The sequence below is a fragment of the Xylophilus sp. ASV27 genome, assembly GCF_016428875.1.
GTDB lineage: Bacteria > Pseudomonadota > Gammaproteobacteria > Burkholderiales > Burkholderiaceae_C > Xylophilus.
On the sequence record NZ_JAELTO010000073.1, the window covers coordinates 1 to 23,781 of the forward strand.

The 23,781-nt window shown below is 68.4% G+C and carries 17 protein-coding genes, 1 tRNA gene and 3 pseudogenes; 15 read left to right on the plus strand and 6 right to left on the minus strand.

The genetic code is table 11. The features are described 5' to 3' along the window. Positions 1 to 151 precede the first annotated feature (151 nt). Entirely contained in the window at positions 152 to 331 is a 180-nt protein-coding gene (locus tag JHD63_RS15245) for a hypothetical protein (RefSeq protein WP_198971667.1), read from the minus strand. Positions 332 to 507: 176 nt separating this feature from the next. Here JHD63_RS15245 and JHD63_RS15250 point away from each other — a divergent pair, with 176 nt between their 5' ends. From JHD63_RS15250 to JHD63_RS15265, 4 genes are all read left to right on the plus strand, one after another. Next, positions 508 to 720: an IPTL-CTERM sorting domain-containing protein gene (locus JHD63_RS15250; protein ID WP_198971668.1), complete on the plus strand. Its 213-nt coding sequence runs from the start codon at positions 508 to 510 to the stop codon at positions 718 to 720. Between the two features lie 17 nt (positions 721 to 737). Beyond that, on the plus strand, positions 738 to 2,318 hold the full coding sequence (locus tag JHD63_RS15255) for an IPTL-CTERM sorting domain-containing protein (RefSeq protein WP_198971669.1): 1,581 nt from the start codon (positions 738 to 740) through the stop codon (positions 2,316 to 2,318). A 226-nt stretch (positions 2,319 to 2,544) separates the two neighbouring features. Beyond that, positions 2,545 to 2,997 (plus strand): IS1 family transposase, encoded by a 453-nt coding sequence (locus tag JHD63_RS15260; RefSeq protein ID WP_198971670.1) that lies wholly within the window; start codon positions 2,545 to 2,547, stop codon positions 2,995 to 2,997. Positions 2,998 to 3,026: 29 nt separating this feature from the next. Then, complete coding sequence (locus JHD63_RS15265) at positions 3,027 to 3,389, plus strand: IS1 family transposase (protein WP_370590531.1); 363 nt, start codon at positions 3,027 to 3,029, stop codon at positions 3,387 to 3,389. Positions 3,390 to 3,413: 24 nt separating this feature from the next. On the opposite strand, the pseudogene JHD63_RS15270 reads toward JHD63_RS15265, so the two are convergent. The 4 genes and pseudogenes from JHD63_RS15270 to JHD63_RS15285 all read right to left on the minus strand — a co-directional run bounded on the left by JHD63_RS15270 (position 3,414) and on the right by JHD63_RS15285 (position 7,491). After that, positions 3,414 to 4,578, minus strand: a pseudogene (locus JHD63_RS15270) (c-type cytochrome). A gap of 18 nt (positions 4,579 to 4,596) precedes the next feature. Further along, positions 4,597 to 5,397, minus strand: coding sequence for an ABC transporter ATP-binding protein (locus JHD63_RS15275; protein ID WP_198971672.1), 801 nt, complete (start codon positions 5,395 to 5,397; stop codon positions 4,597 to 4,599). Beyond that, positions 5,391 to 6,461: pseudogene (locus tag JHD63_RS15280) on the minus strand (ABC transporter permease). Before JHD63_RS15280 ends, JHD63_RS15275 begins: the two are co-directional and overlap by 7 nt. 16 nt (positions 6,462 to 6,477) lie before the next feature. After that, entirely contained in the window at positions 6,478 to 7,491 is a 1,014-nt protein-coding gene (locus tag JHD63_RS15285) for an ABC transporter substrate-binding protein (RefSeq protein ID WP_198971673.1), read from the minus strand. A gap of 258 nt (positions 7,492 to 7,749) precedes the next feature. Between JHD63_RS15285 and JHD63_RS15290 the strand changes: the two genes are divergently transcribed. The 9 genes and pseudogenes from JHD63_RS15290 (at position 7,750) to JHD63_RS15330 (ending at position 19,944) form a co-directional block, all read left to right on the plus strand. After that, a complete protein-coding gene (locus tag JHD63_RS15290; protein WP_198971674.1) occupies positions 7,750 to 8,277 on the plus strand; it encodes an RNA polymerase sigma factor in 528 nt (175 codons plus the stop codon). Between the two features lie 86 nt (positions 8,278 to 8,363). Then, entirely contained in the window at positions 8,364 to 9,413 is a 1,050-nt protein-coding gene (locus JHD63_RS15295; protein ID WP_198971675.1) for a FecR family protein, read from the plus strand. A 103-nt stretch (positions 9,414 to 9,516) separates the two neighbouring features. Continuing rightward, the gene (locus tag JHD63_RS15300) at positions 9,517 to 11,937 is read left to right on the plus strand and encodes a TonB-dependent siderophore receptor (protein ID WP_198971676.1); all 2,421 of its coding nucleotides are present in this window, start codon (positions 9,517 to 9,519) and stop codon (positions 11,935 to 11,937) included. A 506-nt stretch (positions 11,938 to 12,443) separates the two neighbouring features. Beyond that, positions 12,444 to 13,172: pseudogene (locus JHD63_RS15305) on the plus strand (LLM class flavin-dependent oxidoreductase); the annotation flags it as partial. Continuing rightward, entirely contained in the window at positions 13,169 to 14,635 is a 1,467-nt protein-coding gene (locus tag JHD63_RS15310; protein WP_198971677.1) for a SidA/IucD/PvdA family monooxygenase, read from the plus strand. The pseudogene JHD63_RS15305 and the gene JHD63_RS15310, both read left to right, overlap by 4 nt. A 181-nt stretch (positions 14,636 to 14,816) precedes the next feature. Next, positions 14,817 to 15,921, plus strand: a protein-coding gene (gene prfB / locus JHD63_RS15315) for a peptide chain release factor 2 (protein ID WP_198971678.1) whose coding sequence is annotated in 2 segments (ribosomal slippage) — positions 14,817 to 14,897 and positions 14,899 to 15,921 — 1,104 coding nt in all. Because the reading frame shifts where the segments join, the coding sequence is not laid out codon by codon here. A 53-nt stretch (positions 15,922 to 15,974) separates the two neighbouring features. After that, positions 15,975 to 18,686, plus strand: a complete 2,712-nt coding sequence (pepN, locus tag JHD63_RS15320; RefSeq protein WP_198971679.1) for an aminopeptidase N — start codon at positions 15,975 to 15,977, stop codon at positions 18,684 to 18,686. A gap of 132 nt (positions 18,687 to 18,818) precedes the next feature. Beyond that, the gene (locus JHD63_RS15325; protein WP_198971680.1) at positions 18,819 to 19,856 is read left to right on the plus strand and encodes a class 1 fructose-bisphosphatase; all 1,038 of its coding nucleotides are present in this window, start codon (positions 18,819 to 18,821) and stop codon (positions 19,854 to 19,856) included. Positions 19,857 to 19,868: 12 nt separating this feature from the next. Continuing rightward, a tRNA-Thr gene (locus JHD63_RS15330) sits at positions 19,869 to 19,944 on the plus strand. Positions 19,945 to 20,226: 282 nt separating this feature from the next. Here JHD63_RS15330 and JHD63_RS15335 read toward each other — a convergent pair. Continuing rightward, on the minus strand, positions 20,227 to 20,430 hold the full coding sequence (locus JHD63_RS15335; RefSeq protein ID WP_198971681.1) for a hypothetical protein: 204 nt from the start codon (positions 20,428 to 20,430) through the stop codon (positions 20,227 to 20,229). A gap of 451 nt (positions 20,431 to 20,881) precedes the next feature. On the opposite strand from JHD63_RS15335, the gene JHD63_RS15340 reads away from it, so the two are divergent. Then, on the plus strand, positions 20,882 to 22,459 hold the full coding sequence (locus JHD63_RS15340) for an alkaline phosphatase D family protein (RefSeq protein WP_198971682.1): 1,578 nt from the start codon (positions 20,882 to 20,884) through the stop codon (positions 22,457 to 22,459). Positions 22,460 to 22,474: 15 nt separating this feature from the next. After that, positions 22,475 to 23,781: DNA primase (dnaG, locus tag JHD63_RS15345; protein ID WP_198971683.1), on the plus strand; the 1,307-nt coding region annotated here is incomplete at its 3' end.

Consider the following 23,781-nt stretch of genomic DNA (forward strand, 5'->3'; position numbering starts at 1 on the left):
CCCCCCCCCCCCCCCCCCCCCCCCCCCCCCCCCCCCCCCCCCCCCCCCCCCCCCCCCCCCCCCCCCCCCCCCCCCCCCCCCCCCCCCCCCCCCCCCCCCCACCCCCCCCCCCCCCCCCCACCCCCCCACTAGGTTCTCTTCGTCGGCAGCGTCAGATGTGTATAAGAGACAGGTCCAGCGTGGGCGTGGCGGGCGCGGCCACCATCGCCATCACCGGCACCCCGCCCGGCTGCACGCTGGCCGCCCCGCCCGCCATCACCGCCGCCGCCCTGGCCGGCGCACCCGGCGCGCCCGCCCAGGCCGCCGCGCCGCTGGGGGCCCTGGGCTTCACGGCCACGGGCTGCGCCGGGGCCACGTTGCACGTGAGCATCACCTACCCCCCCGGGCGCGCTGGCGGGCCTGACGCCCTACAAGTTCGGCCCCGCCAGCGCCGGCGCCCCGCATGCGTGGTTCCCCCACGGCAGCATCGCGGGCGACACGTTCAGCTACACGGTGCAGGACGACGGCGTGGGCGACCTGGAGACCGCCGCCCCCGGCGAGATCCGCGACCCCGCCGCCCCGCTGCGGCTGGCCGCAGCGCCCGCCGGCGCTCAGGCTATCCCCACCCTGGGCGAATGGGGTGCGCTGCTGCTGTCGGCCTTGCTGGGGCTGGCGGGGTGGCACAGGCTTGCAGCAAAATCGGCCGCCAGCGCCCGCCAAAAAGGCGCAGTAAGCTATTAAAAAAGGAGCAATCAACCATGCCATCCCTCACCAGAGCCCTGCGCGCAGCGGCCCTGCTGCTGGCCATGGCCGCCGGGCTGCACGGCCCGGTCCATGCGCAGCCCTACACGGAGACCTTCGGCGACATCGCCACGCTGCCCGGCGCTGGCTGGGCGATGAGCAACCAAAGCTCCCCTCCCGGCACCACCGGCTGGAGCCAGGGCGATTCAAGCATGTTCAGTGCCTATAGCGGCGCGGCCACCGCCTACATTGCCGCCGACCTCAACAACACCGTCTTCACCGGCACCATCAGCAACTGGCTGCTCACACCCGTCCGGACGCTGAGAAACGGCGACGTGCTGACGTTCTACACGCGCAGCTCCGACACCCGCCCCGACAGGCTGGAAGTGCGCATGAGCACGAATGGCGCCAGCACCAACGTAGGCCCCCCGAACGAGGGGGACTTCAAGGCGCTGCTGCTGGAGATCAACCACTACCTTGATCCGAACGTCTATCCCACCACCTGGACGCAATACACCATCACCCTCTCCGGGCTCTCCGCCCCCACCTCGGGCCGCTTCGCGTTCCGCTACTTCGTGACCAACGGCGGTCCCTCAGGTAGCAACAGCGACTACATCGGCATCGACGACGTGGTGTACACGCCCTACATCTGCCCCCCGATCACAGTCACCGGCACGCCGGCCAGCGGGGCGGCCGGGGAGGCCTATGCCTACTCGATGGGGCAGACGGGGGCATTGGGCTCGGCCAACTTCGCCATCACGGCGGGGGCCCTGCCGCCCGGCGTGACGATGTCGTCGGCAGGCGTGATTTCGGGCACCCCCACGGCCACCGGCACGTTCAACTTCACGGTCACGGCCTCGGACAACAGCGCCTGCTCAGGGGCGCATTCTCACTCCATCACGGTGCTGGCGGGCAAGCCGCCGCAGCCCGGCAACGCCACGGCCACGGCGGGCGATACCACGGCGCTGGTGGGCTGGGATGAAGTGTGGATAGATCCCTACTGGATCCCCATCAGCAGCTACACCGCCACCGCCGTGGAGGATCCCACCAAGTCCTGTACCCTGAGCACCGGCACGGGGTCCAGCTGCACCGTGAGCGGCCTGACCAACGGCACGAGCTACACCTTCCGCGTGGTGGCGCATAACGCTTCCGCTGCGCAGATCTCGGATCCCGCCATCACCAATGCCGTCACACCCCAGGGCCCGCAGAGCATCACCTTCACGCCCGACCCCATTCCCCCGCAGCACTTGGGCACCACGCTCACCCTGGGCGCGCCGGGCCAGCCGGTGGCCACGGCCACTTCGGGCCTGCCCGTGGCCTACGCCGCCACGGGTAACTGCAGCATTGCGGGCAGCGTGGTGAGCTTCAGCGGCGCAGGCTCCTGCACCCTGACCGCCAGCCAGCCGGGCGGCGGCGCCTTTGCGGCGGCGGCGGATGTGGCGCGCACCTTCGCCGTGCAAGCCGCTGCCGCACCTGCCGCCATCCCCACGCTGTCGCAATGGGGGCTGGCGCTGCTATCCGCCCTGGCCGCACTGACCGCGCTGGGGGCCCTGCCGGGGCTGCGCAGAATGCAAGACAAACCAGCCCCCGGCGCTTGATGGACAAGCGCTGGCAGCCATCAAAAACAAGCGCCTCTTCCACCTCCAGCACGAGGGCCGGCAGCGTGGACTGCGGGGCACAGGTGGAATTGGGTAATTCGGCCCCCGCCCTGCCTCTGCCCCTGCAAATTACCTAATTTCAGGGATACCCAAGACGCGCACGGCTCACTAGCCTTGAGGGTTTCTTACGTTTAGAAACCGTTGCAACTATAGAAAAGAGAGCTGCTTGCGCACAGCCAGAAAGGGCTTGTGCCAAAAAATCGGGATTGCTCAAAAGGTGCTGAAGAGCGTTGCTCAACTTGAGCGATGCTCAGAGGATGGAATTGCAATGCCGAAGTGTGGGAACCAAGAGATACGCAAGGCGGGCATCAGCCGGCACGGCCACCAGAGGTGGAAGTGCCAGGCGTGCAAGCGCACCTTTGGTGAGAAGAACCATCGGTTGATCGACAGCCAGACGCGGGAGAAGGCGCTACAGCTGTATGCAGAAGGCATGTCAGCCAGAGCGATAGAGCGGGTAGTGGGGGTGAGCCACAACTCCGTGCTGGGCTGGGTGCGCAAGGAAGTGCAGGGCCAGGCGCTCAAGACACCCGATCCCGCAGCGCAGCAGACCGTAGAGATAGACGAGATGTGGAGCTATGTGGGTTCCAAAAAAGTCCTATCTGGCTGTGGTGGGCCATAGAGCGCAGCACGCACCAGATTGTGGGCTGGGTGCTGGGAGACAGAGGAGCGGGAACGGCCCGTGTGCTGCAGCAGCAACTGCCAGCGTTGCCGCAGGCCCGGCACATCGAGTACTGCAGTGACCACCACAGGCCTTACCTGGCCATCCTCTCGGGCAGACGGCACACGGTGGGCAAGGCCCACACGCACCACATCGAGAGCATGAACAACAAGCTGCGCTGCTACCTGGCCAGGCTGCGGCGCAAGACACACGCGTACAGCAAGAGCGCCACGGCGCTACTGCATTCGCTGCTGTTCATCTGGCGACGCAAGTTCGCTGCTCCGCTGCAGGCCCAGACTGGCTGCATTGAGAGCCCAAGGCTCTGGGATCGCTCTATCGATATACCTATTTAGCAATCCCCCTATTTCCATTCAAAATCAGTGGACAAAGCCGCCCTTGATGAAGCGCACCGGCTCGGCGTCCATGCGGGCGATCAGCGCGCCCAGGCCGTCGGCCACGGGCACGGCCGGCGCCTTGGTGGCGCTGGTTTCGGTGCGGCACAGCAGGTCGGAGGCGGACCAGTCGGCCTTGCCCGGCTCGCCGCGTGCGCGCAGCCAGCCCGAGCGGTCGGCGATGAACTGGGTGCCGGCCAGGGCCTGGGGCGAGGTGCCGGCCACCAGCGCCAGCGCCTGCCAGGCCTCGGGCGCGTCGGCCACGCAGTCAACGCCTGCTGGAGCCGTGCCGCCGCTGCGCAGCAGCACGGTGGTGAGGCGCGGGTCTTCCAGCAACGGGGCCGCTGGACCTGCGCCCTCCACGACGATGCGCAGGCGCTGCCCATGCCAGGCAGAGGCCGGCCGTGGCGCCCGGCCATCGCAGCGCACGCTGAAGTCGGGCACGCCGATCGGCTGCGCCCAGAGCCCGGCCACGCGCAGGCCCTGCCCCAAGAGCCTTCATGTAGTCGATCAGGGACCAGACCTGGTCGTCGCGCAATTGGCCATCAAAGCCGGCCATGGTGGTGGTGCCACGGCGGTCGCGCAGGCCATGCAGAATGCGCCAGAACAAATCGCCATCGGCGCGCCGCCATAGCAGCGGCCCGGCAAGGTCTGGCGGCCAGATCGGCAGCGCCGCGGCCTGCGGCCCCTGGCCCCGGCCATCCCCGCCGTGGCAGGCCAGGCAGTGCTGCGTGTACAAGGCCTGCCCGCTCACCACTGACGCTGCAGTGAAACCAGTGGGCGAGCGGTGAAAGCTGGTGGGGTCAGCCGGTGCCAGCGCCACACGGGCATACGGCCAGGGCGCGAGCACCAGCAAGGCCAGTGCGCCACCGCCCAGCAGCACGCGCGCCACGCGGCGGCGCCAAAAAACCACGGCCAGCAGCAAGGCCAGCACGGCAGCGGCCAGCAGCACCAATGACAAGGCCAGTTGGCGCGCCTGCCCCAGGTCTATGCGCAGGGTTTCACCCGCGATGCGCCAGGCAAACGGCCAGGCCGGCTGGCCATGGCTGTCGCCGGCCAGGCCCAGCGCATGCAGCAGCGCGAGCAGGCCCGACTGCGCGCCCTGCAGCAAGGCGAGCAGGCCGTTCAGCCAGTCTTCGGTAGAAATCACAGTCGGCCCCGTGGGGCATTACCAGCTTGCATCGAGCCCCAGATGGCGCAGCGCCTGGTGGCGCAGTTCGGTCAAGCGCGGGTCGCCGCGGTGGCGCGGGTAGGGCAAGTCCACCTTCAGCTCGGCCGCAATGCGTGCGGGCCGGTCGCTGAAGACGATGACGCGCTGCGCCAGAAACAGCGCCTCTTCCACGTCGTGCGTGACCAGCAGCGCCGAGAAGCCTTCACGCTGCCACAGGCTCACCAGCTCGCTCTGCATCTGCAGGCGGGTCAGTGAATCGAGCTTGCCCAGGGGTTCGTCCAGCACCAGCAGTTGCGGATCGTTGACCAGGGCTCGCGCCAGCGCCACACGCTGTGCCATGCCGCCAGACAGCTGGTGCGGAAAGGCCTGGGCGAATTCCGTCAGGCCGACCAGGCGCAATGCGTCGTCCACCCGCGCCTTGCGTTCCTTCAAACGGCCCTGCGCCTGTGGGCCCAGGGCCACGTTGTCGCGCACCGTGCGCCAGGGGTAGAGGGTTGGGTCCTGGAACACCACGATGCGCGACGGATCGGGCCGGGTGATCGGCTCGCCGTCTTGCGTGATCTCGCCCGCGGTGGCCGGCTCCAGGCCCGCCACCAAGCGCAGCAGCGTGGACTTGCCGCAGCCGCTGGGGCCCAGCAGGGCCACGAACTCGCCGGGCGCGACCTGCAGGTCTACGCCATCGAGCACCTGCAGCACGCCGCTGGGCACCTTGAACCAGTGGCTGACGTTGCGCACCTCGATCTGCGCGCCGCGGCGCGCGGCTTCTGCCTGCGGGCGGGCGGTGGCGGTATCTACCATTTCACGGTCCCCTTCTGCCAGGACAGCGCCCGGTCGCGCACGGTGAACAGCAGCGTGATCAGGCCCGAGCACAGCACGGCCATGACCAGCAGCGCCGCATACATGTTGGCGTAGGCGGCCCAGCCCTGCGCCCACTGCAGGTACCAGCCCAGTCCGGCCTTGACGCCCATCATCTCGGCGGTAACCAGCGTCGAGAACGAAGCCCCCAGCGCCATGAACAGGCCGACGAAGACCTGCGGCAGTGCCGCCGGGATCGCCACGCGCAGCACCAGGAACCACTCTGACGCGCCCACCGTGCGTGCCACGTCGTAGTAGCTTTTATTGACGCCGGCCACGCCCGACCAGGTGAGCACCGCCACCGGGAAGAAAGAGGCCAGCGCGATCAGGAACACCGCCGCCGCATAGCTCGACGGCGCAAAGAAAAAAGCCAGCGGCAGCAGCGCCGAGGCTGGCACCGGCCCCAGGAAGCGCAGCAGCGGATGCACCCAGTAGCCGGCAATGCGCGACCAGCCGATCCACACGCCCGTGACGAAGCCCACCAGCGCGCCCAACACAAAGCCGTTGGCCAGCAGCCGCAGCGAGTGCAGCGTGGACAGGCCCAGCCGGCTCCAGTCCTCATGGGCGACATCGATCAGGCTCTGCGGCGGCGCGAAGAACGGCGAAGGCAGCAGCGCAAGCTTGGCGGTGAGCAACTCCCACAGCGCCAGCAGCAGCGGTGCAGCCACCAGCCATTGGCCGGCCGGCCGCAGGCGCTGGCCCACGCGGCCATGCCCGGCCGACAAGGCCACGGTCGCCAGCGCAAGCGCCACTGCGAGCAGGGCTGCGCCCAGTTCGCTGGTGAAGGCCCAGTCGCTGAAGCCCACGACCTTGTTCGGCCAGTAGAGCGTCAGCAGGCCCACGAGCGCTCATGCGCCGGCAGCCAGCAGGCCGGTGCGCCACAGGCGCGGCGGCGCGGGCGTATCCAGGGCAGCGGGGAAGCTGCGTGCAGCGGCTGCCTGCCGGTGCGCCGGGCCGCCGGACAGTTCCGGCAAGGCCAGGGAGGCATCTGCGGTCGTCGAGCTCATGGCGTGCTCCGATGGCTCAGGCCAGCACGTCGAGCGCGATGTGGTCGGCGAAGCGCACCGGGTCGGTACTCTTCTTCAGGATGCCGGCGGTCTGGAAATCGCGCGCGAAGAATTCGACCTCGTCGCGCAGGTTCTTGCCGGCCGGGTGGTGCTTGTAGTTGGTGCTGTTGAACAAGGCCTGCAGCTCTTCCTGCGACACCTTGGAGTACTTGGCGTAGATGCGTGCGGTCTCGTTCGGGTTCTCGACCACGAAGTCAGAGGCCTGCGCCAGCGCACGCACCACGGCCGCCGCCGCCGGCTTGTCGTTGCGCACGAACTGGCCGCGCGCGCCGATCACGCAGCACAGCTTGTCGGCATACTCGCCGAAGCCGCTGTTGCCGATCTCGACAAACACGCCGGGGTTGCGCTTCTCGATCAGGAACAGGTTGGGGTCGCCGTCAGCGATCGCCTGGATCTCGCCCTTCTTGGCGGCCACGTCCAGCAGGTCGGCCGGGTAGACGCGCCACTCCACGTCCTTGGCGATGCCCCTCTTGGCTAGGTGGATGTCGAAGAAGTTCTTGGCCGGGCTGTTCTGGTCGCTCACGCCAATGACCTTGCCGCGCAGGTTGCGCTGATCGGCCACCCCGGCCTGCTTGACGCCCACCAGCCGCAGGCAGCCGCCATGCAGGCTGGAGACCACCTTGACGTCGAAGCCCGACTCCAGCGGCTTGAGCCAGCGATGGATCAGGCCTGCGCCGACATCGGCCTTGCCGGTGGCCAGCGCCTCCAGCAACTGGTCGGCCGAGCCGGCCCAGTTCAGCGACTCGACCTCCAGGCCGTTCTTCTCGAAGAAGCCGCGCTCGATCGCAACCGGGATCGGCGACTGGCAGTAACCCGACTGGCTCCAGACAAAGGTGATCTTCTTGAGCGGCTGCTGCGCCCAGGCCCGCACGCCCAGCGCACTGGTGGAGCCCGCAATGCCGGCCGCCGCCGCGCTGCGCAGCGCTGTGCGGCGCGAAATGGAAGGGGGAGTGGGTAGCAGCAGGCTCATCGAGGTTCTCCGGCAATGAAAGGACTGCCGTCACCGTAACCAGCGCCTGCACGGCTTACAACGGATAAAGATGCATGTGCTTATCTGCAAATCTGGTGGTGGCTGCATGCGTGCCCGCGTCACGCTTCCTGCGGCACGCGCCGGCAAGCCAGGGCATCCGCCATAATGCGAACGATTCCCATCCAATTGCAGCTCTTCAGCGCAGCCCCGCGCCCGCCGGTGAAGAGAGTTGTTTTTTCTTCTCCGCACTGGCGATCCGTGTTCGAGCGCTACTACCGCGAACTGCTGAACTTTCTCTCGCGTGCCGTGCGCGACCGCGACACCGCGGCCGACCTGGCGCAGGAAAGCTACGCCCGCGTGCTGACGGCGCAGCAGGCAGGCCAGCCCATACGCGACCCGCGGGCGCTGCTGTACCGCACCGCCCGCAATCTCATGGTGGACCAGCACCGGCGCGCCGATGTGCGTGGCGAGGCCGGCCTGGCCGCTCGCGACGAGCGCATTGCCGACCTCGATGGGGTCTCGGGGCCGGCGGCCCTGGAGCCTGAGACCATCCTGGCCTCCCGTGAGGATCTGTCGGCCGTGCTGGCCGCCATAGACAAGCTGCCGCCGCGCTGCCGCGAGGCCTTTATCCTCTACAAATTCGACGGACTGTCCTATGCGGATATCGCAAAGCAGATGGGCATCTCCGTGCGCACCGTGGAGATGCAACTGCAGATCGCGATGAAGGCCTGCTGGGCCTGCATGCATGCGCTGGACGGCAAGCCGCCGGCGCAACGGAGGCCCTGATGCAGGATCGCCGCGCACCGACACGCCCGGATACCGTATTTGCGCCCCCCGATGCGTCTACACAAGAAGATGCCTCCCGCTTCTCCATGAACGCTCCTCTGCCCTCCTACGACGCCGACCTGCGCGACAAGGTGCTGGCCTGGTGCGTGCGCCGCGGAAGAGACACCTGGAGCCCCGCGGACGAGGCCGGCTTCCAGGCCTGGCTGGCCGGTTCCAGCGACCGGCGCGAAGCCTGGGCCGAATGGGAAGCGCGCTGGAAGGCGCTCGATGGCATTCCCGCAGAAGCCATTGCGGCCCTGCGCAGCCGCTTGGCCCTAGACAAGGCCAGGCACGCTGCCGGCGCCGCAGCGCCAGCTTGGGCCGCACGCCGCCGCCTGGTGCCGGTGCTTGCCTCGGTGGCCTTGGCGGTGGTGGCTGGCGGCTCGGCGCTGCTGGCCTGGAGCCACTGGCAGGCGCAGCCCGTGTATGCGCAGGTGTTCGCCAGCGCCCGGGGCCAGCAGGTCGAGGCCCGCTTGCCCGATGGCAGCCAGCTGCGGCTGGACACTGCCACCCGGCTGGAGGTGACCTATTACCGCCAGCGCCGGGAAGTGAAGCTGATCGATGGGCAGGCCCTGTTCAGCGTGCAGCCAGATGCGGCCAGGCCCTTCCAGGTACTCGCCGGGCCGGTGGGCGTAACCGTCGTGGGCACGCGCTTTTCCGTGCGCTACACGCCAGGGATCGCCGGCGCATCGGGCGTGCGCGTGGCCGTCGAGCAGGGCCAGGTGCGTGTGGCCCGGCTCGACGCAGGCGACTACGAATCAGCCGACGCCGTCCATCTGACGGCCGGCCAGGAGGTGCAGGCGGACGCACGGGGTGTGCTCTCACCCGCAGCGCCGGTCGCCAGCGACGACATCGCCCCCTGGCGCCGCAACCGCGTGAGCTTCGTCAACACCCCGCTGGACCAGGCCCTGGCCGAACTCGGCCGCTACGGCAGCACCCAGCTCGTGGTGCGCGACCCTGGCGTCGCCCAGCTGCGCCTGAGCGGCACCTTCGACCCGCGCGATGTGCAAACCCTCAGAAGGGTGCTGCCCATGGCATTGCCGGTACGCCTGACGGCAACGTCCGAAGGGCAAGCGGAGATCGTTCCGGCACGCTGAACAGCCATCGTCAAAAAAATTGATGCGGACTACCGTAGTTGCGGCGTCCCATGCGTCTTCAGAAGCAGGAAGCATTCTCATTCACCTGCCCTGAAAGACTTACATGCGTCGTCACATCCCGCGGCCAGCCCCACTGGCCCTGGCCACCGCCCTGGCATTGGGTATTCATTGCGCACACGCGCAGACTGCCAATACCGCCGGCCCGCTGGTGCAGATCGCAATCAAGGCGCAGCCGCTGGCACAGGCCCTGAACGAATGGGCACAGCAGACGCGGTTGCAGATCATCGTGCAGCAGGTACTGGTACAGGGCAAGACGGCGCCGGCCGTATCTGGCAGCCTGCCACCGATGCAGGCACTCGACCGGCTGCTGGCGGGCAGCGGACTGCTGGCGGAGCAGGACGGCGGCGCGGTCGTGCTCAGGGCCATGCCGCAGGCAGGTGCTTCCGCCACGCTGGCGCCGGTCACCGTCATGGCCCAGGCCGACCAGGAGGGCGTCACGGAAGGCACTGGCTCCTACACGACCCGGTCCACCGGCGCCGCGACCGGCATGAGCCTGTCCCTGCGCCAGACCCCGCAGTCGATCAGCGTGGTCGGCCAGCAGCAGATCGCGGACCAGAACCTGGTCACGCTCGACGACGTACTGCGCCAGACACCCGGCATCGTGGCCGAGAAGCTGGATGAGCGGGTGAACTTCACATCGCGCGGCTTCGCGTTGAACACCATGATCGATGGCGTGCCGACGTTCTCCTTCAAGACACCGGCAGCCGAGGCCGGTATGGTCAACACCGCGATCTACGACCGCGTGGAGATCATCCGCGGGGCGGCCGGACTGCTCAATGGCGTGGGCGAGCCCGGCGGATCGGTGAACCTGGTGCGCAAGCGCCCCACGTCCGAATTCACCGGCCATGCCACCGCCGGCGTGGGCAGCTGGAACAACCGCAAGCTCGAACTCGATGTGGGTGGGCCGCTGAATGACGCCGGCACCCTGCGGGGTAGGGCCGTGGCCTCGCGCACCACGGGACACAGCTTCATCGAGGCGAAGAAGCGGTCCGACGAAGTGTTCTACGGGATCCTCGAGGCCGATATCGCGCCCGACACCACGCTCAGTGCGGGCTACGAGCACCAGAGAACCGCCATCGACGGGGCCAATTTCGGCCAGGTTCCCTTGTTCTTCAGCGATGGTTCGCGCACCCGCTTTCCCAGGTCGTTCAACGCCGGCACCCCCTGGAGCCGCTGGGACATGTACACCAGCAAGCTGTTCGTCACGCTCGAGCACCACCTGTCCAATGGCTGGCGAATCAAGATGGACGCGAGCCGCCTGAAGAACGAGCGGAAGGCGTTGTGGGGCTACCTGTTCGACTACCTGCCCGTCGACACGACGGGCGACTCCACCATCGAGATCCGCGACAACCCCGCGAGGTCCACGAACAAGTCCTTTGACCTCCACGCCACCGGACCCTTCACTGCCTTTGGCAGGGAGCATCGCGGCTCACTGGGATTGAGCTTCAACGACTACGACAGCGCGCTCCAGTTGAACTCGGCCAACCCCTCCGGCTGGGACCGCCGCCCGCTCAACTTCTACCAACTGCAAGACTTCCCCAAGCCCACGCAGTTCTACACCTTCTACAACACCTTTGTGGACGCGCGAGAGACCGCCGTCTATGGCTCCGTGCGCCTGAAGGTCGCAGAGCCCCTGGCCCTGATCCTGGGCGCACGTACGACCTGGTACGAGGAAAAATCCTCAGCCTACTACGGCCCCGGCGCGACATGGACCATCAATCCCTCCGCCAAGGAGAGCGCCGTTTTCACTCCCTATGCAGGCCTGGTCATGGACCTGAACAAGGAGTTTTCAGCTTACGCCAGCTACACCAGGATCTTTCTGCCCAACACGGCTCGCGACAGCAGCAACGCGGTACTGGCACCCCAGACCGGGCAAAGCTATGAACTCGGCCTGAAAGGCGAGCACCTGGGTGGAAAGCTCAATACCGGTTTTGCCGTATTCAGAACGCAGGAAAAGAATGTGGCCGTCGAAGACCTGGCAGGCTCGACTCTGCCCGACGGCAGCACGCCCTACCGCTCGGTCCCGGGCGCGCACAGCCGCGGCTTCGAACTCACGGCCTCCGGGGAAGTGCTGCGCGGACTGCAGCTGATGGGCGGCTACACCTACTTTGCCAAGCGTGACAACGAGGGTGCCGTGCTTCTGCCCAATTACCCGCGGCGGCTGCTGCGTGTTGCCACGAGCTACCGGTTGCCCGGGGATTGGAACCGGCTCACCATCGGCGGCAGCCTGAGCTACCAGAGCGCCATCCACTACGACGAAATCGACGGGCTGGGACGCGCCAGCCAGGGAGGCTTCGCCTTGATCGGACTGATGGCACGCTACGAAATCGACAAGCAGGTGACAGCCTCCATCAACATCGAGAACCTGGGCGACAAGTACTACTACAGCGGCCTGGGCGGCTACAACGGCTACAACTACGGCACGCCGCGCAATGTCTGGCTGAAGCTGGGCTACAGGTTCTGACCAGGCTTGCCGCCGCTCGCCCTGAGCCTGTAGAAGGGCTTCGACAGGCTCAGTCCGAACGGCAACCGGGGATACGTGCCCTAAGCCGGCACATCCGCCGTCACGTGCGCAGCAAACCTCTGCGGATCCGTGCTGCTCTTGAGCACAGCGTCATGCGGTTCCCGGATATCCATGCTCCCTAATATTCCTCGCCGCCATGGATGCCCGCCTCTAGAGTCCCCAGCCTTGCCCACCGGGAGTCTGAAGGGAACCATGCACCGCCACCACCTGCTGGCCTCCACCGCCCTCTTCGATGGCCTTGCTGCCCTGGGGGCTGGCCCGCCCGCTGCCGTGCACGCACAGGCCGCGCGCTCCGCGCCCTTCCCCGCCGGCGCTGGCCACCTCGTGGAATCCGCCACGCTGCGCTCATGAATATGAGCCGGATAGGCATTTAGCCCAATATCCACCTGGACTTATAGCTATAAAAAGCTGAGCACAAGGAGATTCTCCATGGCACGACGCACCGGCACCCGGTGGTGGTGCAGGCCGGCTCGTCAGAGGCCGGCAAGGAGCTGGCCGCGCGCACCGCTGAAGTCGTCTTCACCGCCCAGCAGACCTTGGCCGACGCCACCGCCTTCTACGCCGACCTGAAAGGCCGGCTGGCCACCTACGGCCGCCAGCCCGGGTCGCTGAAGGTCATGCCCGGCGTGTTCCCGGTGCTGGGCCGCAGCCAGGCCGAGGCAGAAGACAAGTTCCAGCAACTGCAGGAACTGATAGACCCGGTGGTCGGCCTGGCCATGGTGGCCGGCCTGACCGGCGGCTTCGACCTGTCGGGCTACCCGCTCGATGGCCCGATCCCGCCCCTGCCCGCCACCAACGCCAGCAAGAGCCGCCAGCAATTGATGCTGGACCTGGCCCGGCGCGAAAACCTCAGCATCCGCCAGCTCTACCAGCGCGTGGCCGGCGCGCGCGGCCACTGGCAGCTGGTGGGCACCGCGCAAGACGTGGCCGACCAGCTGGAAGAGCGCTTTGTGCACTACGGTGCCGACGGCTACAACGTCATGGCCCCCACCCTGCCCGGTGGCCTGCACGACGTGATCGAACTGCTGCTGCCCGAGCTGCGCCGCCGCGGCCTGTTCCGCACCGATTACCACGGCCACACGCTGCGCGAGCACCTGGGCCTGCAACGCCCGGCACACCCCGCACAACGAGCGCGGGCTGCCGCCCCTTCACCCGCCCTTGCCGCCACAGCATGACCACAGCCAGCCACGACCCCGACGCCCTCGCCCGCGAAACCCTGCGCCTGCTCGGCCCCGCACCCGACAACTGGGTGCCCACGCACCCGGGCATAGACCACAACGTCGCCGTCATCGGCGGCGGCCAGACCGGCAGCGCCATTGCCTTTGCGCTGCGGCGCGCCGGCATCGGCGGCACCACCGTGATCGATGCCGCCGCAGACGCCTCGCAGGCCGGCGTCTGGCGCACCCGCGCGCGCATGCACAAGCTGCGCACGCCGAAGAACCTGGTCGGGCCCGAGCTGGGCATTGCCGCGCTCGGCTTCCAGGCCTGGTACGAGGGCCGCCACGGCGCCGACGCCTACGCCGCACTCGACCGCATCCCGCGCACCGCCTGGGCCGACTACCTGGCCTGGTTCCGTGAGTTCCTGGCGATAGACGTGCGCTACGGCACACGGCTGCTGCGCATAGAGCCGGTGCCGGGCACCCCCGTGCCACACCTGCGCCTGCACCTGGAGGTGCAAGGCCAGCCCCGCATCGAGACCGCACGCAAGCTGGTGCTGGCCAATGGCGTGGCCGGCAACGGCGCGCCCTTCGTGCCGCCCTTCCTCGCGGCCGCGGTGGACGCCGGCCTGGCCGCGCACACCGGCCATGCCATCGACTTCGCCGCGCTGGCGGGCAAGACCGTGGCCGTGATCGGCGCCGCAGCCTCGGCATTCGACGCCGCCGCCGTGGCGCTGGAGGCCGGCGCGGCTGCCGTACACCTGTTCGCGCGGCGCGACCACATCGCCGCCAGGCCGGTAGCCAAGCTGCGCGGCTACCCCGGCGTCTACGACAACTACCTGGCCCTGCCCGACGCCACGCGCTGGCAGCAGGCGCTGCGCTACCGCCGCGCCGGCTCCACGCCACCGGCGGATTCGCTGGCGCGCGTGCTGCAGTTCCCGCAGTTCCACCTGCACCTGTCCGCCCCCTGGGGCGCGGCCCGGGTGCAGGGCGAGCACGTCCTCACCCAGGTGCATGGGGAAGACTTCCGCTTCGACTTCGTGATCGCCGGCACCGGCTACAGCACCGACCCATCCGAGCGCGCCGAGCTGGCCGGCATCGCCCCGCAGGTGCTGCGCTGGCGCGACCGCTTCGCCCCGCCGGCCGACCAGCGCGACGACGCCCTCGGCGCCTCGCCCTATCTGGGCGCCGGCCTGGAATACCTGGAGAAGACGCCCGGCAGCGCGCCCTGGCTGCGCCACATCCACGTCTACAACCCGGCCGGCTTCGCCAGCGTGGGCGTGCCGCTGGGCGACGTACCCAGCATGCGGCGCGACATCCCGGCGCTGGTGCGGCGCCTGAGCGAGGACCTGGCACTGGCCGACCTGCCGCTGCACGAGGCCCGCATCACCGGCGACGTGCCGCCGGACTTCGACGCCACGCTGTACGGCCAGGCGCTCTGGCACGGGCGGGCGCCGGCGACCGAGCCGACCCCGGCCTGAGGCTCCCTCGCCCAGGCGCCGGCCTCCGGCCCCGCCAGCGGGTCGCCGGGGCCAAACCCCACGCATTCCAAGCACCGCCCGAAGGCCCTGCGCGCCCCGCGCCGCGCAGGGCCATTCGGGCGGGCGCAGCCTGCATGAGAAAATCGCCGGTTACTCCCCCACCGCATACGCAGGACTCGACATGGAAGCAGAACGCATCAACCTCATCGGCAACACCCTGACCGACCTGGCGGCCCGGACCGCCGAGCTACGGGGGTATCTTTGACTTCGATGCCAAGAAGGAACGCCTGCGCACGGTAGACGCCTCGCTGGAAGACCCGGCCGTCTGGAACGACCCCAAGCGTGCGCAGGAGCTGGGCAAGGAGAAAAAATCGCTCGACGCCGTCGTGGTGCTGCTGGAGAAGCTCACCCGTGAGCTGGCCGACAACGCCGAACTCTTCGAGATGTCCAAGGAAGAAGGCGATGACGACGGCCTGGCCGCCATCGAGGCCGACGCCGCGCAGCAGGCCAGGGAGATCGAGCAGCTCGAATTCCGCCGCATGTTCAACAACCCGGCCGATCCGCTCAACTGCTTCCTGGACATCCAGGCCGGCGCCGGCGGCACCGAGGCCTGCGACTGGGCCAGCATGCTGCTGCGCCAGTACCTGAAGTACGCCGAGCGCAAGGGCTTCTCCACCCAGGTGGAAGACGAAACCCCGGGCGACACGGCCGGCATCAAGAGCGCCACCATCAAGATCGACGGCGAATACGCCTTCGGCCTGCTGCGCACCGAGACCGGCGTGCACCGCCTGGTGCGCAAGAGCCCGTTCGACTCCTCGGGCGGTCGCCACACCAGCTTCGCCAGCGTGTTCGTCTACCCGGAGATCGACGATTCGATCGAGATCGAGATCAACCCCTCGGACGTGCGCACCGACACCTTCCGCGCCTCGGGCGCAGGCGGCCAGCACATCAACAAGACCGACTCGGCCGTGCGCCTGACGCACATCCCGACCGGCATCGTGGTGCAGTGCCAGGACGGCCGCAGCCAGCACAGCAACCGCGACGTGGCCTGGAAGCGGCTGCGCTCGCGCCTGTACGACCACGAGATGCGCAAGCGCCAGGAAGAGCAGCAGAAGCTCGAAGACAGCAAGACCGATGTCGGCTGGGGCCACCAGATCCGCAGCTACGTGCTGGACAACAGCCGCATCAAGGACCTGCGCACCGGGGTCGAGATCTCCGCCACGCAGAAGGTGCTCGACGGCGACCTCGATCCGTTCATCGAAGCCTCGCTCAAGCAGGGCGTCTGACCCGAGCGCACCGGCCTTTTTCCATTCCGTTTCCTTTTCCCGGGAGAGACCTCATGCAGCGTGAAGGCCCAGCCACCGCCATCCACCGCGCCGACTATGCGCCCCCCGCGTACTGGATCGACACCGTCGACCTCGCGTTCGACCTCGATCCGGCCAAGACCCGGGTGCTCAACCGCATGCGCCTGCGCCGTAACACCGACGTGGCAGCCCAGCCGCTGCGCCTGGACGGCGAGGAACTGAACCTGGCCCGCGTGCTGGTCAACGGCCAGGGCACCTCCTTCAGGATCGACGGCGAGCAGCTCGTGCTGGAGAACCTGCCCGAAGGCCCCGACGCCTTCGACCTGGAGATCTTCACCACCTGCTGCCCGGCCAAGAACACCAAGCTGATGGGGCTCTTCGTCAGCCAGGACACCTTCTTCACCCAGTGCGAGGCCGAGGGTTTCCGCCGCATCACCTACTTCCTGGACCGCCCGGACGTGATGGCCAGCTACACCGTCACGCTGCGCGCCGACCGCGCCCAGTACCCGGTGCTGCTGTCCAACGGCAACCTAGTGGAAGAAGGCAGCCTGGCCGACGGCCGCCACTTCGCCCGGTGGGTCGACCCCTTCAAGAAGCCCTGCTACCTGTTCGCGCTGGTGGCCGGCAAGCTGGTGGCGCGCGAGCAGCGCATCCGCGCGCGCAGCGGCAAGGAGCACCTGCTGCAGGTCTTCGTGCGCCGCGGCGACCTCGACAAGACCGAGCATGCGATGAATTCGCTCGTCCACTCCATCGCCTGGGACGAGGCCCGCTTCGGCCTGCCGCTGGACCTGGAGCGCTTCATGATCGTCGCCACCAGCGACTTCAACATGGGCGCCATGGAGAACAAGGGCCTGAACATCTTCAACACCAAGTACGTGCTGGCCAGCCCGGCGACGGCCACCGACGTGGACTTCGCCAACATCGAATCGGTGGTCGGCCACGAATACTTCCACAACTGGACCGGCGACCGCGTCACCTGCCGCGACTGGTTCCAGCTGAGCCTGAAGGAAGGCCTGACCGTCTTCCGCGACCAGGAGTTCAGCCAGGACCTGTGCGCCGACCCGTCGGCGCGCGCCGTCAAGCGCATCGAGGATGTGCGCGTGCTGCGCACCGCCCAGTTCCCCGAGGACGCCGGCCCCATGGCGCACCCGGTGCGGCCCGACAGCTACATCGAGATCAGCAACTTCTACACCGTCACCATCTACGAGAAGGGTGCCGAGGTCGTGCGCATGATGCAGACCCTGGTAGGCCGCGACGGCTTCGCCAAGGGCATGACGCTGTATTTCGAGCGCCATGACGGCCAGGCCGTCACCTGCGACGACTTCGCCCAGGCCATCGCCGACGCCAACCCGCAGTCCGAGCTGGCGCGCCTGCTGCCGCAGTTCAAGCGCTGGTACAGCCAGGCCGGCACGCCGCGCGTGAAGGCCGAAGGCCGCTACGACGCCGACGCCCGTACCTACACCCTGACCCTGTCGCAGAGCTGCCCGCCCACGCCGGGCCAGCCGGACAAGCAGCCCGTCGTCATCCCGGTGCAGCTCGGCCTGCTGGCACACGACGGCCGCGCGCTGCCGCTGCAACTGGCGCACTGGACCCAGCCCGAGGCCGGCTCGCGCCTGTTCGTGCTGACCGAAGCGAGCGAGACCTTCCAGTTCGTCAACGTCGATGCGGCGCCCGTGCCTTCGCTGCTGCGCGGCTTCTCTGCGCCGGTGATCCTGGACATCGACTATGCCGACGCCGAGCTGCTGGCCTTGCTCGCGCACGACAGCGACCCGTTCAACCGCTGGGAGGCCGGCCAGCGCCTGTCGCTGCGCCGCGCTATCAATTCGATAGCTGGAAGCCAAGGTGAGACGCCGGCTACGGGCACTTTCGATGCAGAAATCCTGGATGCGGCCTACATCGAGGCCATGCGCAGCGTGCTGCGCCACCCGGCGCTCGACGCCGCCTTCAAGGAACTGGTGCTGACCCTGCCCTCGGAGGGCTACATCGCTGAGCAGCTCGACGTGGTCGACCCGCAGCGCGTGCACGCCGTGCGCGAGGCCATGCGCGCCCAGCTCGCCACCGCCCTGCAGGCCGACTGGGCCTGGGCCTGGGAGCAGCACCAGGACAACGGCGCCTACACGCCCGACCCGCTGTCCTCCGGCCGCCGCGCGCTGGCCGGCCTGGCGCTGTCGCAGCTGTGCCTGGCCGCGCGCGCCTCGGGCGACACGGTCTGGCCCGGCAAGGCCTACCAGCGCTTCAAGGACGCCGGCAACATGACCGACCGCGCCAACGCGCTGCAGGCCCTGGTCGGCAGCGGCCACGCGCTGGCCCAGCCCGCGCTGGAGCGCTTCCACGCGCTGTTCAAGGACGAGGCGCTGGTGCTGGACAAGTGGTTCTCGCTGCAGGCCGGCGCGCCCGACCGCGGCGGCGACATCCTGCCCACGGTGAAGAAGCTCATGGCGCACCCGGACTTCAGCCTGAAGAACCCGAACCGCGCGCGCAGCGTCATCTTCAGCTTCTGCAGCGCCAACCCCGGCGCCTTCCACCGCGCCGACGGCGCCGGCTACGCCTTCTGGGCCGAGCAGGTGAAGGCGCTCGACGCCCTCAACCCGCAGGTCGCCGCCCGCCTGGCGCGCGCGCTGGACCGCTGGAGCAAGCTTGCCGAACCCTACCGCCAGCAGGCGCGCGACGCCATCGCCCGCGTCGCTGCCGCATCCACACTGAGCAAGGACACGCGCGAGGTCGTCGACCGCGCGCTGGCGGGATGAGCACACCCCCAGGCTTCGCGCACTTCGTGTCGCTACGCCACCCCCCTTGCAGGGGACAACACCAGCGGCCCGGCAAAGCCGGTTCCGCGGTGTTTCGCGAATAGACGCTCACATTTGCATAGAACATATCCCATGGCTCAAAAAATTTCCCTCACCCGCTACCTCGTCGAAAAGCAGCGCACCGAAGGCCACATCCCCGCGCAACTGCGCCTGCTGCTCGAAGTGGTCGCGCGCGCCTGCAAGAGCATCAGCCTGGCCGTCAACAAGGGCGCGCTCGGCGGCGTGCTCGGCACGGCTGAGAGCGAGAACGTGCAGGGCGAGGTGCAGAAGAAGCTCGACATCATCTCCAACGAAGTGCTGATCGAGGCCAACGAATGGGGCGGCCACCTCGCCGCCATGGCCAGCGAGGAAATGGACAGCATCCACCTCGTGCCCAGCCGCTACCCGCAGGGCGAATACCTGCTGCTGTTCGACCCGCTCGACGGCTCCAGCAACATCGACGTCAACGTCAGCATCGGCACCATCTTCAGCGTGCTGAAGAAGCCGGAGGACCACGCCGGCCACGGCGGCGGCGCCGACGAAGCCTCCCCGGTCGCCGAGGCCGACTTCCTGCAGCCCGGCCGCCAGCAGGTCGCCGCCGGTTACTGCATCTACGGCCCGCAGACCACCCTGGTGCTCACCGTCGGCGACGGCGTGGCCATGTTCACGCTCGACCGTGAACAGGGCAGCTTCGTGCTCACGCAGGAGAACGTGAAGATCCCGGCCGACACCCAGGAATTCGCGATCAACATGAGCAACATGCGCCACTGGGACGCCCCGGTCAGGCGCTACATCGACGAATGCCTGGCCGGCACCGAAGGCCCGCGCGGCAAGGACTTCAACATGCGCTGGATCGCCAGCATGGTCGCCGACGTGCACCGCATCCTGACCCGCGGCGGCATCTTCATGTACCCCTGGGACAAGCGCGAGCCCGAAAAGCCCGGCAAGCTGCGCCTGATGTACGAGGCCAACCCCATGGGCTGGATCGTCGAACAGGCCGGCGGCGCCGCCACCGACGGCCGCCAGCGCATCCTGGACATCCCCCCCACCAAGCTGCACCAGCGCGTGGCCGTGGTGCTGGGATCAAAAAATGAGGTGGAGCGCCTCACCCGCTACCACGCCACGCTATAATCTCTGGCTAACGCCGGTGTAGCTCAGTCGGTAGAGCAGCTCATTCGTAATGAGAAGGTCGGGTGTTCGATTCATCTCTCCGGCACCAAGTCAGCAAATAAAACCCCGCTATTCAAAAGATAGCGGGGTTTTCTTTTGCCGGGTCATGCTGACCTTGCCCCCGAAAAACGTATCCCTTGCTGAGGGTTTCATTGCAGGCAAGGAAACTCCAGCCCCGAGAGGCCAGGTTGAAAGGAGCGAGGGCTTGTCATCATTTCTGGCCCCGGCATGCGGATGCATGCGCCAAGCGCGGCGCGGCCCATAAGACGCCGCAGCCGGGGCCAGCGCGGGGGCGAAATGAATGATGACACGCCATAACCCTGCGGGCTTTTCAGCAGACCGTGGGCCTGGACAGCTCGCTGAGGTTGGTGGGCTCTCGAGATGCGGGGACAACCGGCAGAAAGCGAGCGCCGAGGTGCTCTGCGATCGCGCGATGGATCAACGCTTCCACAGGAATGCCCAGCTCCTGCGCCCTCGCAGTCATGCGCTCGGGCGTGGTGTGGCTGCCGTCGAAGTGGATGGAGAAAGCAGGCATGTCGCTCTGGTTGAAAAAACGCCGCAGCCCAGGCCTCGAGCAGTCGGGTTCAGGCGCGCTATCGGGAGCGAAACTTTTGCATGTGACTTCCAAAATGGGAGAACGCCACGACTCATCGAGCTTGATGCCCCCGCGACCCGCAGATGAAGGAAACCAAGAAGGGCAAGGCGCGCTACCGCAAGCTGGCGTGGCATTCATACTCCCTGTCCTCATGTTGTGCACCGCACACAAAACTTCTGACTCCCTCCTGGCACATATCGAAACGCATTGCGCACACATTCCCCAGGCACGCGACACGGACCGTCGGAGGAGCGGAGGATGGGTTCCGGCGTCCAGACTTCCTGCAGGTCACTCGCCGCCCCGAAGGGCGGCTGCATTTCCGGTAGCAGCGGCAGTTGATACGCTCCAGGGCCCGTTCCGAGCGCAGCACACCTTCCGCCGAAACCTTTCCATGCACCGCCGCCACCTCTTCCAACTGGCGATCGCCGCCAGTAGCGCTTGCGCCCTCCCGCGCTGGGCACACCCCGCCACCCTGCGCCCGCGCAGCGACCCGTTTGCGCTGGGCGTGGCCAGCGGCGCGCCCGACCATGAGGGCTTCGTGCTGTGGACGCGGCTCGTGGCCGGGCCGGGCGAGGCGCTGCAGGGCGCGCACCAGGTGCGCTGGGAGATCGCCGAGGACGAAGCTTTCCGGCGCATCGTGCGCAGCGGCCAGTCGCCGGCGTTGCCCGAGCTGGCGCACGCAGTGCACGTGGAGGTGCAGGGCCTGGCGCCGGACCGCTGGTACCTCTACCGCTTCATGCTGGGCGACGCGGTCAGCGCGGTGGGCCGCGCCCGCACCATGCCGGCGCCGGAGGGACTGGCCGCCAGGCTGCGCTTCGGCTTTGCTTCCTGCCAGCGCTGGGAGCATGGCTACTACGCGGCCTGGCGCCACCTGGCGGCCGAGCAGCCCGACCTGGTGCTGTTCCTGGGCGACTACATCTATGAGTACGCCATGCCGCGCAACCCGAAGCAGGCGCTGGCGCGCAGCCAGCCGCTGCGGCACGCGCTGAGCCTGGCCGACTACCGCGAGCGCTACGCCCTGCACAGGAGCGACCCGGACCTGCAGGCCGCGCACCGCGCCTGCCCCTGGATCGTCACCTGGGACGACCACGAGGTGGAGAACGACTATGCCGGCCTGACCGGCATGGCCGCGCCGGCCGACTTCCTGCAGCAGCGCAATGCCGCCTACCAGGCCTTCTACGAGCACATGCCTCTGCGCGCCGCATCGCTGGTGCATGGCCTGGCAGGCCTGGGGCAGCTCGACGGCGTGCGGGTGCACGAGCGCTATGCCTTCGGCCGCCTGGCGCGCTTCCACGTGCTGGATACGCGCCAGTTCCGCGATCTGCAGGCATGCCGCGCCCCAGGAACGCCGGACAAGGGCTCGGTGCGGGCCGACGCCTGCGCCGCCCTGGAGGACCCGGCGCGCAGCCTGCTTGGCCGGCCACAGGAGGCCTGGCTGGACGCCGGCCTGGCGCAGGACGCGCGCGACGGCGCCACGCGCTGGAGCGTCGTCACGCAGCAGACCCTGTTCTCGCCGCGCCACTACGGCGCGCCCGGCCATGGCCCGACGCCGACCGACTGCTGGGACGGCTACCCGGCCGCGCGCAGCCGGCTGCTGGGCTCCATTGCCCGCCACGCCCCGCGCAATACGGTGTTCATCGGCGGCGACATCCACCAGAACTACGTCTGCAACGTGCACGCCGACAGCCGCCGCAACGACACGCCGGTGATCGCCAGCGAGTTCTGCGGCACCTCGATCAGCTCGTTCTCGGGCACCACGCAGCAGAAGGTCGATGCGCTGGTGCAGCGCAATCCGCAGGTGCTGTTCGCCAACTGCGAGAAGCGCGGCTACGCGCTGGTCGACCTGACCCCCACGCGCTGGCAGACCACCCTGCGCGCGGTGGACGACCCGCTGCGGGCGGATTCGGGCGTCTCCACCCTCGCGCGGTTCGTGGTCGAGGACGGCCGGGCCGGCGTGATCCGGGCCTGACCGGATAATCCGAAGGTGACCATCCCCTCGTCGTTCATCCAGGAACTCCTCGCCCGCACCGACGTGGTCGAGGTAGTCGGCCGCCATGTCCAGTTGAAGAAGGGCGGCGCCAACTTCATGGGGCTGTGCCCTTTCCATGGAGAGAAGTCGCCCTCCTTCTCGGTCAGCCCGGCCAAGCAGTTCTACCATTGCTTCGGCTGCGGCGCGAGCGGCGACGCGATCAAGTTCCTGATGGAGCACACCGGCGCCAGCTTCGTCGAGGCGGTGCACGACCTGGCCCAGCAGATGGGGCTGGAAGTTCCGGACGAAGACGTCTCGCCCCAGGACAAGGCCCGCGCCGCGGCCCAGCGCCAGAAGCAGGCCACGCTGACCGACGTGCTGCTGAAGGCGGGCGACGCCTACCGCAGACACCTGAAGGCGTCGCCGCGCGCAGTGGACTACCTGAAGGGGCGCGGCGTCTCCGGCGTGGTGGCCGCGCGCTTCGGCCTGGGCTACGCGCCGCCGGGCTGGCGCACCCTGGCCAGCGCGTTCCCGGCCTATGACGACCCGCTGCTGGCCGAAAGCGGCCTGGTGATCGTCGGCGAAGAGTCCGAAGACGTGCCCGAGTCCGAGCGCAAGCGCTACGACCGCTTCCGTGACCGGGTGATGTTCCCGATCCGCAACATCAAGGGCGAATGCATAGGCTTCGGCGGCCGCGTGCTGGGCGATGAGAAGCCCAAATACCTCAACTCGCCCGAGACGCCGGTGTTCAGCAAGGGCCGCGAGCTGTACGGCCTGTTCGAGGCCCGCGCCGCGCTGCGCGAGCACGGCTACGCGCTGGTCACCGAAGGCTACATGGACGTGGTGGCCCTGGCGCAGCTCGGCTTCCCCAATGCCGTGGCCACGCTGGGCACCGCCTGCACCACGGAGCATGTGCAGAAGCTGTTCCGCTTCACCGACACGGTGGTGTTCAGCTTCGACGGCGACGCCGCCGGGCGGCGCGCGGCGCGCAAGGCGCTGGACGCTGCCCTGCCCTTCGCCAGCGACACGCGCTCGGTGAAGTTCCTGTTCCTGCCGGCCGAGCACGACCCGGACAGCTTCATCCGCGCCCATGGCCAGGAGGCCTTTGCCCGGCATGTGGCGGACGCCGTGCCGCTCAGCCGCTTCCTGCTGGAGGCCGCGCGCGAAGGCTGTGACCTGGCCACCGCCGAAGGCCGCGCCCACATGGCCAGCAACGCCCGCCCGCTGTGGAGCGCGCTGCCCGAGGGCTGTCTCTTATACACATCTAAAAGGGGGGGGGGGGGGGGGGGGGGGGGGGGGGGGGGGGGGGGGGGGGGGGGGGG